This window comes from Ensifer oleiphilus, assembly GCF_013371465.1.
Classification (GTDB): domain Bacteria; phylum Pseudomonadota; class Alphaproteobacteria; order Rhizobiales; family Rhizobiaceae; genus Ensifer; species Ensifer oleiphilus.
Genome location: NZ_JABWDU010000002.1, coordinates 259,464 through 277,292 on the forward strand (window position 1 = coordinate 259,464; position 17,829 = coordinate 277,292).

Annotated in this window: 15 protein-coding genes; 6 read left to right on the forward strand and 9 right to left on the reverse strand. The window is 63.0% G+C overall.

The window, feature by feature from the left end:
* Positions 1–18: 18 nt before the first annotated feature.
* From HT585_RS07965 to HT585_RS07975, 3 genes are all read right to left on the reverse strand, one after another.
* Complete coding sequence (locus HT585_RS07965) at positions 19–576, reverse strand: GNAT family N-acetyltransferase (RefSeq protein WP_176352412.1); 558 nt, start codon at positions 574–576, stop codon at positions 19–21.
* A 204-nt stretch (positions 577–780) separates the two neighbouring features.
* Positions 781–1,281 carry a GNAT family N-acetyltransferase gene (locus tag HT585_RS07970; RefSeq protein WP_176352413.1) on the reverse strand — a complete coding sequence of 167 codons (501 nt, stop codon included), beginning with the start codon at positions 1,279–1,281 and terminating at the stop codon, positions 781–783.
* Positions 1,282–1,422: 141 nt separating this feature from the next.
* Positions 1,423–2,085: an aspartate/glutamate racemase family protein gene (locus HT585_RS07975; RefSeq protein WP_176352414.1), complete on the reverse strand. Its 663-nt coding sequence runs from the start codon at positions 2,083–2,085 to the stop codon at positions 1,423–1,425.
* A gap of 308 nt (positions 2,086–2,393) precedes the next feature.
* On the opposite strand from HT585_RS07975, the gene HT585_RS07980 reads away from it, so the two are divergent.
* Both HT585_RS07980 and HT585_RS07985 read left to right on the forward strand, forming a co-directional pair.
* On the forward strand, positions 2,394–4,148 hold the full coding sequence (locus HT585_RS07980; RefSeq protein WP_176352415.1) for an adenylate/guanylate cyclase domain-containing protein: 1,755 nt from the start codon (positions 2,394–2,396) through the stop codon (positions 4,146–4,148).
* A gap of 6 nt (positions 4,149–4,154) precedes the next feature.
* The gene (locus HT585_RS07985) at positions 4,155–6,326 is read left to right on the forward strand and encodes a CHASE2 domain-containing protein (RefSeq protein ID WP_176352416.1); all 2,172 of its coding nucleotides are present in this window, start codon (positions 4,155–4,157) and stop codon (positions 6,324–6,326) included.
* A 3-nt stretch (positions 6,327–6,329) separates the two neighbouring features.
* On the opposite strand, the gene HT585_RS07990 is transcribed toward HT585_RS07985, so the two are convergent.
* Positions 6,330–7,433 (reverse strand): FecR family protein, encoded by a 1,104-nt coding sequence (locus HT585_RS07990; RefSeq protein ID WP_176352417.1) that lies wholly within the window; start codon positions 7,431–7,433, stop codon positions 6,330–6,332.
* A gap of 178 nt (positions 7,434–7,611) precedes the next feature.
* Positions 7,612–8,196, reverse strand: a complete 585-nt coding sequence (locus HT585_RS07995) for a GNAT family N-acetyltransferase (RefSeq protein ID WP_176352418.1) — start codon at positions 8,194–8,196, stop codon at positions 7,612–7,614.
* A 62-nt stretch (positions 8,197–8,258) separates the two neighbouring features.
* On the opposite strand from HT585_RS07995, the gene uvrB reads away from it, so the two are divergent.
* Entirely contained in the window at positions 8,259–11,207 is a 2,949-nt protein-coding gene (uvrB, locus tag HT585_RS08000) for an excinuclease ABC subunit UvrB (RefSeq protein WP_176352419.1), read from the forward strand.
* Positions 11,208–11,267: 60 nt separating this feature from the next.
* On the opposite strand, the gene HT585_RS08005 is transcribed toward uvrB, so the two are convergent.
* The 3 genes from HT585_RS08005 to HT585_RS08015 all read right to left on the reverse strand — a co-directional run bounded on the left by HT585_RS08005 (position 11,268) and on the right by HT585_RS08015 (position 14,133).
* On the reverse strand, positions 11,268–12,023 hold the full coding sequence (locus HT585_RS08005) for a bestrophin-like domain (RefSeq protein WP_176352420.1): 756 nt from the start codon (positions 12,021–12,023) through the stop codon (positions 11,268–11,270).
* Positions 12,024–12,328: 305 nt separating this feature from the next.
* Positions 12,329–13,051: an LssY C-terminal domain-containing protein gene (locus HT585_RS08010; RefSeq protein WP_176352421.1), complete on the reverse strand. Its 723-nt coding sequence runs from the start codon at positions 13,049–13,051 to the stop codon at positions 12,329–12,331.
* 512 nt (positions 13,052–13,563) lie between these two features.
* On the reverse strand, positions 13,564–14,133 hold the full coding sequence (locus HT585_RS08015) for a J domain-containing protein (RefSeq protein WP_176353231.1): 570 nt from the start codon (positions 14,131–14,133) through the stop codon (positions 13,564–13,566).
* An 804-nt stretch (positions 14,134–14,937) separates the two neighbouring features.
* Between HT585_RS08015 and HT585_RS08020 the strand changes: the two genes are divergently transcribed.
* Complete coding sequence (locus HT585_RS08020; RefSeq protein WP_025427309.1) at positions 14,938–15,150, forward strand: cold-shock protein; 213 nt, start codon at positions 14,938–14,940, stop codon at positions 15,148–15,150.
* Positions 15,151–15,330: 180 nt separating this feature from the next.
* Here the strand turns inward: HT585_RS08020 and dusA are convergent, their stop codons facing one another.
* A complete protein-coding gene (dusA, locus tag HT585_RS08025; RefSeq protein WP_176352422.1) occupies positions 15,331–16,419 on the reverse strand; it encodes a tRNA dihydrouridine(20/20a) synthase DusA in 1,089 nt (362 codons plus the stop codon).
* A gap of 401 nt (positions 16,420–16,820) precedes the next feature.
* Here dusA and HT585_RS08030 point away from each other — a divergent pair, with 401 nt between their 5' ends.
* On the forward strand, positions 16,821–17,294 hold the full coding sequence (locus HT585_RS08030; RefSeq protein WP_176352423.1) for a DUF3828 domain-containing protein: 474 nt from the start codon (positions 16,821–16,823) through the stop codon (positions 17,292–17,294).
* A 149-nt stretch (positions 17,295–17,443) separates the two neighbouring features.
* A complete protein-coding gene (locus tag HT585_RS08035; RefSeq protein WP_176352424.1) occupies positions 17,444–17,827 on the forward strand; it encodes a hypothetical protein in 384 nt (127 codons plus the stop codon).
* Positions 17,828–17,829 lie beyond the last annotated feature (2 nt).

Consider the following 17,829-nt stretch of genomic DNA (forward strand, 5'->3'; position numbering starts at 1 on the left):
AAGGAAACAGGTTCTAGATCATCCGATGCGCGGTTCGTTGCCGCCGTCGGGTTGTGCGTCGTCGAGCGCCAGGCGCATTGCGCAGCGCCGCTCGACCGGCAAGCCGTATGTCGCCTCCTTCGCAAGGGTCCGCGTCAGCCTGGCATCGAGCGCATCGGCTTCAAGCGTCACGAATCCGAGCTTCCGGTAGAAACGCTCGTTCCATGCGAGTTCGCGGAACGTCGTCAGCGTCACCGCGCCAAGCGATCGCGCGCGCGCATGGGCGACGGCGGCCGCGATCAAGGCACGCCCGAGCCCAAGGCCCTGTCGATCATGCAACACCGCGAGTTGCCAGATGTGCAGGGCACCGTCGATGATCTCGGCGCAGAGAAAGCCAAGCGGACGATCGCCATCGTCGACGGCGACCCAGGAGAGACCGGCACTAACGAAATCGAGATGCGAGTCAACGGACTGCACATCGTCGTCGGCAATCCAGGCCAATTCGGAAACACTGCGAAAAGCTTCTCCCGACGATCTCTCGATATCGGGAAGCGCCGGTGCGTCGTCTTGGCGGGTCAGTCGAATCAGGGCGTTCATGGCGGCATCCTATCGACGGCATTCGCTCCGTCGAGCCTGTCTTTGGCGAGACCGATCCGGTAAGGCAGCATGGGTTGCACGGATAGGTTTTATGTATGAAGACAACGACTTATCCCCCTCTCTTCGCCATCCACACACGATCCTCGCCCGGAGGCCGATCGCGCCATGCGCACGAGCTTCCTCATCAGCGTGTAGCTCGCGCCCCTAGAGGAGCGGCAGTGCCATCAGCATCTCATCGAAATACTGCCCATCGACGCAAAGAGCGCGCGTCTCCAGCCCGTAGCCGACAAAGCCGAGTTTGGAGTAGAGCCGGATAGCTGCGGCATTGGAGGAGACGACGGTCAACTGCAATTGCTCGACCTTGCCCCGGGCCTCGTCGATCACCGCCTCCACCAACAGTTGCGACAGACCGCTCCGGCGCGCCGCCTCGACCACATACATGCCCCAGAGGATACCCTTGTGCCTTGTCTTGATGGCGCCCGGGATCGTCAGGCCCGCGACACCCACAAGCACGCCGGCCGAATCGAAACCACCGACGATCGCGGCGACCGTCAGCCGATGGGCGAACCACTCGAGCGGCTGCTTCGCCTCATCCTCGTAGGACGCACCGAACGACTCGGGATGGCGCTTGAGACCATCGAGGCGCACGGCCCGATAGGCGTCTATATCTCGCGGCTCAAGGCGGCGGAGTTGAAAGGTAGGCATTCAGGGTCAAAATCCTGTTCCGGGCGGACGATCCTCTCTGCATCGACCCAGCCCTGTCAACGCCAATCCACGATCTAAGTGTTGAATTCTGAACTTTAGACATACCTTCTAAAATACTGAATCAACTATCAAATAGCCTGTTCACGATTCAACCCGCGGCGCCCGTTGCGCGATCCGTTCCAGCGCCGCACGCAACCCCGCCTCCGGGCTCGTCAAAGGGCACGGTCCTCGACGCACAAGATCCGCCGCACCCGCCATGGAGGCTTGTGCAAGCGCCACGATCGAAGCGCCATCGTCATAGGAAGCGTCGGCAGCCTTGGCGATGGCAGCGAGATAGCCGTCACGGTCACCCGCTTTAAACGATTTCCAGGCGCAGGCGACGAGGCGCACCTCGAAGGTGACACCCTTGAGCTTCGCGGCTTCGGAAAACAATGCGGTTGTCGGAGCCACCGTCGTCTCGACGGCGCAGAGCGCCACGACCTTACCGTCGGCGTCCGCGGCCCTTTCGGCAAGCGCCGCATCGATCCGCAACACCGGCACCGGCGCCTGACCAACAATCGCCGTACTGGGCCCGAGCGTCGAGCAGGTGAGGAGCACGGCATCGGCGTGCGTTGCCAGTGCGCTCAGCGCTGCGGCTGTCTCGCTGGCAATCTCGTCAGTGAGACCGCCGGCCCGTTCCGCGGCATCGAGCAGGTCCGGCCGCACCGTGTGATGAAGCACGCCACTTGCAAGACCGAGCTTGCGCGCGGCAGCTTCGAAAACGGCACAGTTGCTGTCGGCCGTGTGCAGGCAGGCAATGATCAAGATGCTTCCCTCGTCCTGAATTTCAGGCCAGGCGCAGGCTATCGCGCACGCGCCGTTGGCGTTTCGGGATACCTTGCACGTTCCGCTGCCGGGGGAAACAGCGTTCGGTCAAGCCCACAACGCAAACTCTTTGTCGCTCCCAGCGCGCAATCCACGAGCGAAAGACCGCTTGGCCCGCAAATGGCCTCAAAATCGGCGCAGCAGTCATCGGTTAGATACGATGATCGCGTTTTCGCGCTTCTAGAGATACCTAATTTACGATACCCTTAATTTCCTCTAGCCATACGCCGCAGGAGGGGCTCGCCCCCTTGGAACGGAAACTCGCAGTCATCCTCGCTGCCGATGTCGCTGGCTATAGTCGCCTCGTCGCGACCGACGAGGAAGGTACGCTTGCGACGCTTGGCACCTATTGCGCCACGATCGGCGATCTCGTCGCCGAGCATGGCGGGCGAGTATTCAGCACTGCCGGCGACAGCGTCGTTGCCGAATTCCACAGCGCCGTCCAGGCCGTGCGCGCCGCCGTGGCGATCCAGCGCGCCCTGCAACGCCGCAATGCCGATCTGGCGCCGGAGAAACGCATGGAGTTCCGCATCGGTATCAATCTCGGTGATGTCGTGGTCGAGGGCGCCAATCTGCTCGGCGACGGCGTCAATGTCGCAGCACGGCTGCAGCAGGTGGCTCGCCCTGCCGGCGTGTGTATCTCAGGCACGTTGCATGACCAGATCGAGGGCAAGCTCGACTTCCCGATGGTCAAGCTCGGCGAGCAGAAGTTGAAGAACATGCTGCGACCGGTGCTCGTGCACAGCGTCGACTGGCGCGAGGACCCGACGGGCCCGGATGTGCCGGGAATGCCGCTCCGGCTGCCGGACAAGCCGTCGATCGCCGTGCTTCCCTTCGTCAACATGTCCGACGATCCCGGCCAAGACTACTTTGCCGATGGGCTGACCGAAGACATCATCACCGGGCTCTCGCTCTGCCGCTGGTTCTTCGTCATCGCCCGCAACTCCTCCTTTGCCTACAAGGGGCGCGCGGTGGACGTGAAGCAGATCGGCCGTGATCTCGGCGTGCGCTATATCGTCGAGGGCAGCGTGCGCCGATCCGGGAGCCGCGTTCGCGTCACCGGGCAGTTGATCGAGGCCGAGACTGGCGTGCATCTCTGGGCACAGCGCTTCGATCGAGAGGTGGCCGACATCTTCGCCATCCAGGACGAACTCACCCAGCATGTCGTCGCCGCCATAGAACCCGAAATCTTGATCGGCGAAAATCGCCGGGCTCTGCTGCGCGGCACCGAAAATCTCGATGCCTACGAGTGCCACATGCGCGGCACGCTGCTGCACAACGCACAGGACACGGCCGCGCATTTCGCCGAGGCGATCGACTGGCACCGCCGCGCGATCGCGCTCGATCCGGACTTCGGTCGCGCTCATATGATGCTGGCGCGCTCGCTCTATGCCCGATGTTTCTTCGGTTTCAGCGACGATATCGACCGCGACAGGGCCGAACTGCTTGTCGCAGCCGAGCGCGCCATCGCGCTCGAAGACAGGGATTCCTATTCTCACTACGTGATGTGCCTTGCCAATTTCGCCACCCGCCGGCCACATGCGGCGGTTGCCGAGGCACAGCAGGCCATCGATCTCAACCCCAATCTCGCTCTGGCCCATATGGCGCTCGGCTGGGCCCGCATCTTCGTCGGCCGTTTCGCCGACGCGCTCGATCCGCTGCACAAGGCCCTGCGGCTGAGCCCGCACGATCCGCTGACCTACCTTTTCCTCAACCGGATCGCGCTTGCCCATTACCATCTCGGCAACTACGAGGAGGCGCAGCACCATGCCGAACGCGGGCTGCTGTTGCGGCGCACCTACTTCAACCTGGTCGTGCTGCTCGCCTGCCTCGGCCAACTCGGACACACCGAGGATGCCTGCAAGCTTGTCGACGAGGCGGTCGCCAACGCCCCCCTCGATCTTCCGCGCTACTGGCAGATCTTTACCGCCTATGTCGACCCCGCCGATTACGCGCATTTCAAAGACGGGCTGCGCAAGGCGGGCCTGCCAGCCGTTCCGTGAGGCGCCATGACCCGTGCGCAACAGCTCGGCGTCTTGATCGGTCTGGCTGTCGTCGCCGTGCTGACATTGCTGCGCGCCAGCGATCCCCAGCTTCTGAAGCAGGGACGCGACGTCACCTTCGATGAGTATCAACGGCTGTCCCCGCGCGCCTACGAGACCATGCCGGTCAAGGTTGTCGATATCGACGAAGCGTCGCTGCGCGCCTTTGGGCAATGGCCCTGGCCACGAGACAGGCTGGCGAAGCTGACCGACAGGCTTGTGGAGATGGGAGCGTCGGCGATCGCCTTCGACATCCTGTTTGCCGAACCGGACAGGCTGTCGCCGCGCAACGTGCTGCGCGACGTCCCCGAAATCGATCCATCACTGCTTCAGCGCCTGCCCGACAATGACGAGGTCTTTGCCCGGTCGATCGCCGGAAAGCCCGTCGTCCTCGGCTTCGGGCTGACCAATGAAGGGAGCTACCTGCCGCAGGTCAAGGCGGGTTTCGCCTTCACCGGCGAAAGCCCTTTTGGTGCGCCGCCGCGCATCCGCGCAGCCACACCGCTTCGACCGCAACTGGAGAGCAATGCCGCAGGGCTCGGCCATATCAGCCTGAACCCCGGAAATTCCTCGGCCGTCGTGCGCGCGGTGCCGCTGTTTCTGAGCGATGGCCAGCAGTTCTATCCCAGCCTCGCCATGGAGGCACTGCGCGTGGCGCAAGGCGGCTCGACCTATGTGCTTGCCGGGGCGCCCGACGTGCCGGATACGCTGACGGCCGCCAAGGTCGGCGACTTCGTCGTGCCGGTGACCGCCTCCGGCGAACTCTGGCTCTATGTCAGCCCTGATACGACCGAACGCTATGTCTCCGCCCGACGCGTGCTTGAGGATGGCGATATATCCCCCGATATCGCCGCCGCGATCGAAGGCAGCATCGTCTTCATCGGCACCTCTGCCGCCGGCCTGCAGGACGTGCGCACGACGGCGCTCGGCCAGAACGTTCCCGGTGTCTCGCTGCACGCCCAGATCGTTGAGCAGATCCTCTCCGGCCGCTATCTCTCGCGTCCGGACTGGGCCAATGGGCTGGAAATCCTGTCGATTGCGGTCGCCGGCTGTCTGCTCGTGCTGCTGACGACCTTTGTCAGTCCTATCGTGGCGCTTGCCTGCGGCCTGGCCATCACAGCGCTGGCGCTCGTCGCGTCCTGGGTTGCATTCTCCTATGCCGGCCTGCTGTTCGATCCGCTGGCGCCGATCCTGGCGGCCTCCATCACCCATTTCTCGGCGACGGCCTTCCGTTTCCTCGTCACCGACCGCGAGCGCCGCGAGGTCCGCCAGGCCTTCGGCCGCTATCTCTCTCCCTCGCTGCTCTATCGGATAGAACACAACCGCAACGCCCTTCGGCTCGGCGGCGACGATCGCGAGCTTACCGTCATGTTCGTCGATGTGCGCAGCTTCACCGAGATCAGCGAGCGCATGGCGCCGACCGATGTTGTTGCCTTTCTCAACACGCTGCTCGACGCGCTCAGTCGGCATGTGCTTGCCAACGAGGGCACGCTCGACAAGTTCATCGGCGATTCGATCATGGCCTTCTGGAACGCGCCAGTGGACGTCGCCAACCATCCGAGAAAGGCGTTGCGCGCCGCACTCGGGATGCGCGAGACCTTGGCGCGGCTCAATGCCGACGACGCGTTCGGCTTCGGTGCCGCGCAGGAGGTCGGCATCGGCATCGGCATCCATACGGGCATCGCCTGCGTCGGCAACATGGGTGCAGAGACGCGCTTCAACTATTCGGCCGTCGGCGACACCGTCAACATCGCTGCCCGCATAGAGGCGGCCTGCAAGGACGTAAGCTTCGACATCCTGGTGTCCGAGGCGACGGCGCAGGCCCTGCCCGGCTGCGCATTGCTGGAAGCAGGCGCCCTGGGGCTGAAAGGAAAGACGACCCGCACCCGGCTGTTTGCCGTCGCCGGCGATGAAGACGTCGCCGCATCGCCCGATTTCGGCGAACTGCAACGCCTTCATTCAAGACTGGTCGAAAACCTGCGTGTACGCACCTCGGCCAGCCGCAGCCTTGCCAACGCCGCCAAGCTCAAGGCAGCAGCCATCACGCCCGGCCTGGTGGCGTTCTACGGCAGGATCACCCGTCGCTCCGACCATTTCACAGAAATCCCCGCCGATCAGGCGAGCCGCATCGCCGAATAGCAATCAATCGTCGTCGTTGTCGCGGTCGTTTCGATCGCGGTCACGGCCGCCATGGCGATCGTTGTTGTCATTGCCATGATCGCGATCGGCACGCTCTCCGCTGTCGCCATCATCGTTGCCGCCAGCGTGGTCGTCGTTATTGGAACCAGACGAGCCATTATCGTCGTGTTCGCCTCTGCCGCCACCGTGCCCGCGATCCCCGTGATCGTCATCGCGATCCTTGTCGTGATGGCCATGCTCCTTGTCCCGGTCCGGCTTGTCACGGTCGGGCTTATCGCGATCCGGTTTCTCATGATGAGGCTTTTCGTGATGCGGCTTTTCGGCGTGCGGCTTTTCCGGTCTGGGTTTCTCCGGCTTGGGCTCCTCGCGCTCGATCGGCGCCTGCTGTGGCGCGATCCGCGCCGGCGGACGTTCGATAACATCACGAACCGCCGCCTGCAGCCCGCAGCCGGCACCGACGGCGCCGATCGTGCCGGAAAGCCTCTGACCGCCGGACAGGAAAGGCAGGGCCTGCGCATTGCCGAGGCTGCGCAATGTGCGCTGGCTGACGCGCGCCGCCCGGCTGACCCCACCGCCGGGTGTGGCAACGACACAATCGCAGCGCCGCGTCAGTTGCCGGCAACCACCGGCGCCGCAAAAGCTGGCCGCACCGTTCAGCAGAACGACCGCCGTCGTGCCGTCGCGCCCCACATAGAAATCGAACGCCGTGCCACGCACGCCGATGGTGCCGGCCGGCGTGACGATCTCGTAAGCCGAATGTTTGGATTTGCCGCTGACCCAGCGAAAGGTGCCTTTGGCGGCCGTGATCGTCAGCTTCTTCACCGACTTGGTGCCGTCATAGACGAATTGGTCGATGACCACGGAAGAGCCCCAGCCGACGGCGAGCTTGGTCCCGTCCTGAAAGACGAACTGGCCAAGACCGGACTTTGACGTCCGGATCCGTTCGTCCCGGTAGACCGGGTCCCTGACCGCCAGCGGACCGCTTGCGCCCGACACCTCGGTCCTGATCGAGACCGCTTGACCGACGGGTTCGGCCGCAAAGCTCGTGGCAGGGCAAAGAAGCATTGCACGAAAAGCGATAAGGGCGGCACCACTCAAACGCGACATGGCCCCCTCCAAACCACAATTGATATCATGCGGCAGGCTGGAGTGTCTTCTCGCCCATTCGGGGTAACCAGACCGCAACCGGCACTTGCTGTCTCATTCAACGCCACCATAGATGTCAGCGCCGCCTCCGCGCGGCGCGAGACCGAGGATATGCATCGAATTGATGTGTGGCCGGCGCTCAGAAGCGCAGCCGGTGCGTGATTCCCAACTGCCCGGAAGGCGTAAGGCCCATGTTTTCCCAGAAAAGTCCGGCTTCAGCGGTGCCCACATTCACGGTGACCTCAGGGACATGTTTGAGCGCATGATCAAGCAACTTGGTCGCCAGTTGACGCCCAAGACCAGCCCCCCGCAATGGTGGCCGGACATAGAAGCGGTGAAGCTGCAACGCATCCGCAATCGATGGATCGACAGTCAGTCCTGCTATTCCCGCACATGTCCCGGCTATCGTCGCAATCAGCAAAGTCTCTCCACGGCCATCGAAGCGCATATTTCCTGCACACCAATCCTCATGCAGGCGTTCAATAGACCGACAGCCCTCGGATGAGGCGTCATTTCTCAGATCATCGAAATCCTGAGGCAGAGACGACGTCGGCAAACAACGATCAATGATAAGAATCTTCCCCTCAAGCCATGCGTCAGGAAGCGATCCCGGGCGGCGATGGTTCCTCCTATTGGCAAAGCAAACGGAACGGTAGCCGCGATCATCTTCATCGCGACATGACGGCTGCCGCAGGGCCAACGGGAGGCGGAAAATTCCACTCATTCGTTTCCCTTTTGTACTCATTCCCCCTTTATTTTCGTTAGGACTCTGTCCATATTCCCGCCATGGCCCAGGATCCGAAGAAGTCTGCAAAAAACTCCCCCAGGAAATCGACAGTGCCCGGCGGCTTCGAGGAAGCCCCGCAGGCGCCGCTGTCGGGTACGCCGCTCTCCGGCAATGTCTCAGATTGGGTGAAGCAGCTTGAGGCGGATGCCGAAGCGTCTGCCTTCGAGAGCCGGCGCGAGGTCGCCTCCAAGGCCGGCAAGCACCGCAAGAAGGTGGAGATCGCGGCGTCCAAATCCTCAAGAGGAACGTCGATGGGCGGTACGACCGACCCGAAGACGCGCGCCGCGGCGGGGCTCAATCCGGTCGCCGGCCTCGATGTCTCGCTGGAAGATGCAGACAAGCTGTCCACCTCCGGCGTCACCGCCACCGTCGAAGCACTGTCGGCGCTGATCGAAAGCGGCAATCCGCTGTTCAAGGATGGCAAGCTGTGGACGCCGCACCGCCCTGCCCGGCCGCCGAAATCCGAAGGCGGCATCGAGATCCGCATGGTCTCCGACTATGAGCCGGCTGGCGACCAGCCGACGGCGATCGCCGATCTGGTCGAGGGGCTTGCTTCCGGCGAGCGCAGCCAGGTGCTGCTCGGCGTCACCGGTTCGGGCAAGACCTTCACCATGGCCAAGGTGATCGAGGCGACGCAGCGCCCCGCCGTCATCCTCGCGCCCAACAAGACGCTGGCCGCCCAGCTCTATTCCGAGTTCAAGAACTTCTTCCCGGACAACGCGGTCGAGTATTTCGTTTCCTACTACGACTACTACCAGCCGGAAGCCTACGTGCCGCGCTCGGATACCTTCATCGAGAAGGAATCCTCGATCAACGAGCAGATCGACCGCATGCGCCACTCGGCCACCCGCTCGCTGCTGGAGCGCGACGACTGCATCATCGTTGCCTCGGTCTCCTGCATCTACGGTATCGGCTCGGTCGAGACCTATACCGCCATGACCTTCCAGATGAGCGTCGGCGACCGGCTCGACCAGCGGCAACTGCTGGCCGACCTGGTGGCGCAGCAATACAAGCGCCGCGACATGGATTTCCAGCGCGGCTCGTTCCGCGTGCGCGGGGATACCATCGAGATCTTCCCGGCCCACTTGGAAGATGCCGCCTGGCGCATCTCCATGTTCGGCGACGAGATCGACGCCATCACCGAGTTCGATCCGCTGACCGGCCAGAAGACCGGCGACCTGAAGTCGGTGAAGATCTATGCCAACTCGCACTATGTCACCCCGCGCCCGACGCTGAACGGCGCCATCAAGGCGATCAAGGAAGAGCTGAAGCACCGGCTGGCCGAGCTGGAAAAGGGCGGCCGCCTGCTCGAAGCCCAGCGGCTGGAGCAGCGCACTCGCTACGACATCGAGATGCTGGAAGCCACCGGCTCCTGCGCCGGCATCGAAAACTATTCGCGCTACCTCACCGGCCGCAATCCCGGCGAACCGCCGCCGACGCTGTTCGAATACATCCCCGACAACGCGCTGCTGTTCATCGACGAGAGCCACGTCTCGGTCAGCCAGATCGGCGGCATGTATCGCGGCGACTTCCGCCGCAAGGCGACGCTGGCCGAATATGGCTTCCGCCTGCCCTCGTGCATGGATAACCGTCCGCTTCGCTTCGAGGAATGGGACGCCATGCGCCCCGACACCGTCGCGGTGTCGGCCACGCCCGGCGCCTGGGAACTGGAACAGTCCGGCGGCGTCTTTGCCGAACAGGTCATCCGCCCGACCGGCCTGATCGACCCGCCGGTGGAAGTGCGCTCGGCGAAAACCCAGGTGGACGACGTGCTCGGCGAAATTCGCGAGACGGCTGCTGCCGGCTATCGCACGCTCGTCACCGTTCTGACCAAGCGCATGGCCGAGGATCTCACCGAATATCTTCACGAACAGGGCATTCGCGTGCGCTACATGCACTCCGACATCGACACGCTGGAGCGCATCGAGATCATCCGCGATCTTCGTTTGGGTGCTTTCGACGTGCTCGTCGGCATCAACCTTCTGCGCGAAGGCCTCGACATCCCCGAATGCGGTTTCGTCGCCATTCTCGATGCGGACAAGGAAGGTTTCCTGCGCTCCGAAACGTCGCTGGTCCAGACCATCGGCCGCGCCGCCCGTAACGTCGACGGTAAGGTCATCCTCTATGCCGATCAGATTACCGGCTCGATGCAGCGCGCCATGGACGAAACCAGCCGTCGCCGCGAAAAGCAGATGGCCTACAACGAAGCCAACGGCATCACGCCGGAATCGGTGAAGGCGAAGATCTCCGACATCCTCGACTCGGTCTACGAAAAGGACCACGTCCGCGCCGATATTTCAGGCGTCGCCGGCAAGGGCTTTGCCGATGGCGGCCACCTCGTCGGCAACAATCTGCAGGCCCACCTCAACGCACTGGAAAAACAGATGCGCGACGCCGCCGCCGACCTCGACTTCGAAAAGGCTGCCCGCCTGCGCGACGAGATCAAACGCCTCAAGGCCGCCGAACTGGCTGCCATGGACGACCCGATGGCGCGGGAAGAAGCAAGGGCGATCGAGGGTACAGGAAAGGCGAAGCGCAGCGGACAAGCGACCGCCGCCGGTCGTCCGGCGCCCCGTGCGGAGGCCAGCCCGCAGGGCGGTACGGCCGTGAGCGCAGAAGAGAAATCCCTCTTCCAGAAACCATCCCTCGACGACATGGGGCCAGGCACCGACACCGAACGCCCGCTGTTCCGCAAGCCCGACCTCGACGAAATGGGCCGCGACGTGGCGACGCCCGCCGGCCGCAAGGACGCCGAGGGCCAAAGCCTCTTCCGCAAGAACAGCCTCGACGAAATGACCGTGGGCCGCACCGAAAAGCCCGTCATCGGCAAGGTGCCGGACAAGCCGATCATCCGCGCCAAACCGGGCGTCGGGTCTTACGAGGATCCGGTCGACGAGAAGCGGCAGAAGGGGCGGACCAAGGGAAAGACGGGGCGGCCTGGCAAATAGACGAACCATACAGCGTCAGCCGCGTGCTGCCGCCATCGCCCCGCTCCTTGCCGCCCTCCACTACACCTTCATCTCCGCCAGCGCCCGATGCAGCGGCGCGTCGGAAATCTGGATGGCACCGGTGAACGGGATGTCCATGTCGAGCACGACATAGACAGAGCCGGCGATGAACATTGCAGATACCAGGAACATGGCGACAACCGCGGCATTTTGCGGGGCGCGGTAGCCGAAGCTTGCGAAGATCAGCGCCATCCACGCGATCAGCATGCCGATGACGGGCATCGGGATCGCGCCTTCGGATTGTTCGACGATCGTCCAGCGCTGTTCGACGATGCGGTTGTACCGCTCGCGCGCGGCCGCCAGCAGGGATTCGTGCAGGCTGTCGGTGGGCTGCATGGCCGCCAGGCTGTTGCCGATCGTATCCAGGCGCTGCTGTGCGGAATTGGGCGTCTGGTGCAGCGCATCGTTGACGCGCTCGGGGTTGGCGATCGCCGCTTCCACATAGGCGATCAGATATTGCCGGGCATCGTTGCCGGCGAGGCCGTAGGTCCTGAGCGTCCGGTCGAGCAGGATCAGGTTGGTGGCGAAGGAATGCACATTGTCGTCGATGCCCTCGAAGGTGTTCTTGGCCGAATTGATCATCAGGCCGAAAACCAGCGACGCCATGACCACAAAAATATTGGCGACGAGCCGCACCACGGTGTTGGTATCGTCGTCGCGATGGCGCGCCGGCAGCTTGGGGTAGACATGCATCATGCCGAGCGCGGCGACGCTCAGGAAAAGAAAGGCGGCAAAGGCAATCAGGATCGCACTCATTCCAGCCCCGCTCCTGCTTAGCCGCCGCCCTCTGGGCCGGGGCAAGTCAACGCCCCCTGCCGCATGTTTCTATCCTTAAATGCCCTTCGATCTAGGGATAGAAATATGCAGCAGGTCAATGCGCTACAGCATCCTTTACGCATCTTATAAGACGCGCGGCGCTGTAGGATAGAACGTTTGACGAGGCGTGCAACGCCCTTACGCGCGCCGAACCTTCGCAAGGCCAGATCGAGCGACCGCTTGACATTCAGGGCAAGACATTGCCGGCGGGGTAGGATCATCGCCTCGCGATTACCGGCTTCATCTCAGTTGCCGTCGCTTGCCGCCGCCTGCCCCAGCACCCCCACCAGCGCCTTGCCATCGGTGAAATAGGGATCGCCGCCGCCATTGCGTCCGGTCGTGGTGGCGCCGATGCCGGGGATCTCGTAGGTCGATGCGATCTGACCGGCCTTCTGCAGATCCGACATCACCAGGTTTCGCTCCGCATCCAGATCCGGGCCGATATGATGGGTGATCTGGCCGGTATCGTGGCTGAAGCCGACGCCGCGGTCGAAGCTGGCCGAACCGAGCCAGAGCGACCCGCCGCCCTCAGCGGTCTGGTTGCTCAACCAGAAGCGCACATGGTTGCGCTCGTCTGCGCTTTTGCCGACCGGCTTTTCGAACGCCAGATCCTGCTTCCGCCCCTCGAAGAACAGAGGGCTGACCGGCGCATCGAGGTCGGGCCGATCCAGAACCACGCTCAAGCCGATATCGACAGACGAGCGAAGCGTGATCTTGTCGGCCGGATCCCAGCCGGCGGCTGCGAAGGCGCGGATCACCTGCTCCTTCGAACCGACGAGGCCGACATTGATGGGGTCGCCCGGGATATCCTGCTCCGTGGTGGTCACCATGGGGCTGAAGCGGTCAATCCGGCTGCGGTCGCGGAAAAGCCAGAGGTCCGGCAGCAGGAAATAGCTGACCAGCAGATAGGCTATGAGCCCGGCGGAAAGGACGCTCAACACTGCACGAAGTTTGCTGTGGCGGGTCATATGCGTTCACCTCGATCCCGGTGCGGCGATATCAGCTAAACCCGATACGGCCCGGAAAGCAACGGGGCGGCAACCGTGCAATCCTGCCGGCACGACAGCTTTCCATCATCGTCTCGGCAGACAGGCCTCTTGCAATCTCGACCTAGGCGCCCTCGGCCCATCCACGCTCGGATACGGGCACTGCGGCGACATCCGCATCGGGCAGCTTGGATGAAGGAGCAGCGTCTCACGCAGATCATGGCACGCAACCACCTGAATTCATCCGGCCCGCGCGACGCGCGAAAGACAGGCTTTCAATCGCGGGGACGATCGGCTGCAGCGCGCTGCATCAAGTTCGACATTCAAAAAACGACGTAACGCTGTCTATTTGCAGAATAATTTCTCTACAGAAACGATACCGATACAAGGAACTGTTCACGGCCTGCGGACCGGCGACGGGCGTCCGGACCCGAACGGTGGACTGCACGGTCAGGATCCTGCCGCGCCGCTTGTTGGCAGGATGTGCGCTGCCTCTACTCTGCCGCGTGCGCCTTAACCTCCAGCGCCTCCAGTTCGTAGGAATAGCCTTCCAGCATTTCATAGGCCTGCTCGATGGTCTTGATCTGCTCCTCGGTGGTCTTGATCGCCTCGGCGATCGAGCGCGAGCGGGCGCGCAGCATCGAACCGAGCACGTCTGTCTCCGGCCGGCGGCCGAGGCGGTCGAGGTGCTTGCGCACCCGGGCGCGGTGACGCTCCAGCTCGAGGATGTGGAAGCGGCTCTTGACGATGTCGTCGGAGAGCTTGCGCCGCATGGCGGCAACGGGATCGAAGCTGCCAGGCTCGCGCTCGTCGAGGATGAAGTCGTTGACCAGCGTCTCCAGCATCATCAGGCCCTTGAGGTCGCGCGGCTCGGCGAGCTGCGGGTCGTAACCCGTGTCGTCAAAGACCTTCCGGCGCACCGGGTCCTTCAGCAGTTCATAGACCGCCTGCAGCCGGGCAAATTGCTCCGCATCGCCGCCCGAGTCGGGATGGGCCGCCTTGGCCGCCTTGCGATAGGCCGTGCGGATTGTCTGGTCGTTCGCGTCGCGCTCCACGCCAAGCATCTCGTAGGGATCGATCACGCTGCCCCCTGTTCGTCTCGCATTCCGATTTCTCCGCCTGACCTAACGCACGTACCGGAAGACCGGAACCAATCACCGGTAAAGCCTGCGCGTTATCCCAAACATGTTCAAGTGCTGATGCGATGTGAAGGGATCAGCGCCGCACACCGCCGCTGCGCTCATCGGGACAATGCCCCTCCGGCGCGGCGGCGCGCACGTTCGGCCGAGGTCGGGACGAAATTGTGGTGAGAAACGGGCCCTCCCCGGTTTTTACGCGCCACGTGCGCGCCGACCGGTCGCGCGGCGCTCGCAGGATCGGCAACCCCGGCGACAGCCACCCGGGCGGCAATGATGGGCTCTTCTGTCACGTTCGGCATCGTCCCTCGTTATGCCCGGGACAGTGCGCCATGGTGCCGCCGGTCGAGAAGAATGGATATTGCGTGACCGATACCGCAACTCGTCGCGCCTGCACAGGCTGGTCCTCAGGCCGCATGCAGGTGCGGGTCCAAAACCCCTGAGAATGCTGTGGTTGACGGCTCATTTTCCCCAAATATGCCGCGCAAATGGGTCTTGCCTTTTTTTGCAAATACTGTCACTGCTGCTACCGTTCGGGCGTTTTCAATCCCGGAGACTGGACTTTCTCTTTTGTGCCCGGCTTGCCGGGCCGGCCGGAAGCGGCAAATGGACGTTCTTTCCCCGTTATCGTGACTACTCGACGCCTATCCGCTTGCATGCGGAAGACGACACACCCACATCCTCACGGGGGCGCGGGTAAAGCTTTAAGACTGAAGGAAAAGGACTTCTTCCATGGCCACTAAGGGCACCGTAAAATTCTTCAACCAGGACAAGGGTTTTGGTTTCATCACGCCGGACGGCGGCGCTAAGGACGTATTCGTCCACATCTCCGCTGTACAGGCCGCAGGCCTTGCTACGCTGAAGGACGGCCAGGTTGTCACGTTCGACACCGAAGCTGACCGCATGGGCAAGGGCCCGAAGGCCGTCAACATCCAGGCTTCGTAAGCCGGATCGTCCGACTGGGCTTTTTGGAAGCGGCGCTCCCTCGGGGGCGCCGTTTTCGTTTGGGCTGATGGCTTCTGCGGGAGACGCGGCCAATACCGGCGGCTCAAGCCCCGGCGGATCGAGCGCTGCGACGCTCGCGCCTGCAGTCCAACAAGCGGCGAGCAGCCTCTATCGAAAGGCCTACTCCGCCGCCTGCTTTGCGGCGGCCGCTTCGAACACTGCTTCGAATGCGGCGTGAATGACTTCGGGCCCCGCGCCTTGCCGCGTGGCGTCGGACGACAGGATCTGGCGGTAGCGCCGCGCGCCTGGCCAGCCCTGGAACAGCCCGACCATATGCCGCGTGACATGGGCGAGCCGCCCGCCATTGGCAACGTGGCCGCTCGCATAGTCGGCCATGACATCACGTATCTCCACCCAGAACGACAAGTCCAACCGATGGCCACGCTCGGAGAAGTCCACACCGTTGCGGTCTGATCTCGCCGCGCCGGTGAGCGGATGCGGGAAGAAACCGTCGACCGCTGTCAGCATGGCGCTGTCGTGATAGGCGGCACGGCCAAGCATCACGCCGTCAAGCCCCTTCATTTCCTCGAAAGACTGACTCAAAGTCTGAAGTCCGCCGTTGAGGCCGATGAAAAGACTGGGATTTTCGAGTTTCAATCGATGAACGAGATCGTAATCGAGCGGCGGGATGTCGCGGTTCTCCTTCGGCGACAGTCCCTGCAGCCACGCCTTGCGCGCATGCACCCAGACAGCGTCGGTTCCCGCGTCCGCGACGCGCGACACCAGATCGCGCAGGGCCACTTCCGGATCCTGCTCGTCGATGCCGATGCGGCACTTCACCGTCACCGGGATCTTCACAGCCGCCTTCATCGCCGCCACGCATTCCGCCACCACACCGGGCTCTTGCATCAGGCAGGCACCGAAGGTCCCGGATTGCACCCGGTCCGACGGGCAGCCGACATTCATGTTGATCTCGTCATAGCCGAACTCCTCGGCAATGCGCGCAGCCTCCGCCATCTTGCGCGGATCGTTGCCACCCAATTGCAGCGCAAGCGGATGCTCGGAGGTATCGTAGCCAAGCAGCTTGTCGCGATCCCCCCGGAGGATCGCGTCGGCGACGATCATCTCGGTATAGAGCAGCGAATGCTGCGAAAGCCGGCGCGCAAAAAACCGGTAGTGGCGGTCCGTCCAGTCCACCATAGGGGCCACGGCGAAGACCGGAGTGTTGAAATAGCGTCTATTGCGCGACGTTTCGGCCATATCAGGCATGTCTCTCAAAAACGATCGATGCGCGGCGAGCGCGCAACTTCGATCTTCGTGCGTCCGTCCCAGCCAGATAGGTGCAAGGCGGTCGGTTTTGTAGCGATACAGGAGGACGGCATTGAAACGAATGCGCCACATTGGCCTCGGATCCGGCACCGCCCGAGAGGCCCATAGCACGAGATCGCCACACTGGCCACCCGGAGCTGGCGGCTGCCGGCATCCGAAGTTTTCGCAACTGGAACGCTCTTCCGCACGGATTGACATCACGCTTCGATCGTCAACGAGAACCGGCGTCGGCGAACAGCAAGCATCTTCCCCGGCACCAACCCCGTCTTTCGACCACGGCAACACCAAAATTGGCGCAATTGCCCAGCGCCATTCCTTGATAGGAAAGGTTCCTGGATTCGATGAAGGGCATCTCCATGCGAAGTTTCATAGCCGTTGCGGCACTCACCCTGGCAGTCGTGAGCACCTCAACTTCCCTCGCCCAGCCTTTTAAAACGCCGACCGCGTTGATTGAGGCGCTCTATGCGCCCTATCTCGGCAATGGCGATACGTCCGAGCGAGACGCGTTTTTCTCCGACGGGCTGACCGAGCTTTATGCCACCGACGCGCAAAAGAGCCAGGGCGAGGTCGGTGCCATCGGCTTCGATCCCGTCATCAACGGCCAGGACTGGGACATTGCCGACCTTAGCGTAGGCAAGGCAGAAATCAGCGACCAGACCGCTATTGTAACCGTGCGCTTCGAAAACTTCTCCACCCCCGTTACCCTGCGATACAGCCTGATCGATGAAGGCGGAAACTGGCAGGTCGACGATATCGAGAGCGTCGAAGGCGACACCCGGTGGAGATTGAGCGAGATCTTCGCAAACGCGCAGTAATGAAGCCACGCCGCATTGAGGCGAATTCGCACTTGGCCAGGTCGCGCAGAAGGACGGACGCAACTATCATCGGCTTGACAGGCAGTGTCACAGGCGATTAGGGCAGCGTCCCTGTATCGATACAGACGCCAGGAACAAGGGAAGACGGCATGAAACGCGCGATCGCGGCACTCCTTACTCTTCAGCTCGCAGCGTGCCAGTCGATGGCACTCGAGGACCAGGAGATCGCAACGCCGAAGCCCCCATCCGTGCCGACGCTCTCCGGCGCCGATCTTCAGGCCGCCATTGTCGGCAAGTCGCTGCGTTACACGATCAACGGCGTCGTCTCGACCTATTTTGCCGACGGCCGCTACGGCTATCGCGACTACGAGGTGCGCGATGGCGGCACCTACACGATCGCCGGCGACGAGGTTTGCATCACGTTCGAAGATGGTGGCAAGCGCTGCGACCAGTTCGCCCGGATCGGCCCCGATTTCGTCAGGATCGAGGAAGGCGGCCGCCAGACCAAAGTGGCAGGCGTCGGACCAGCCTGAAC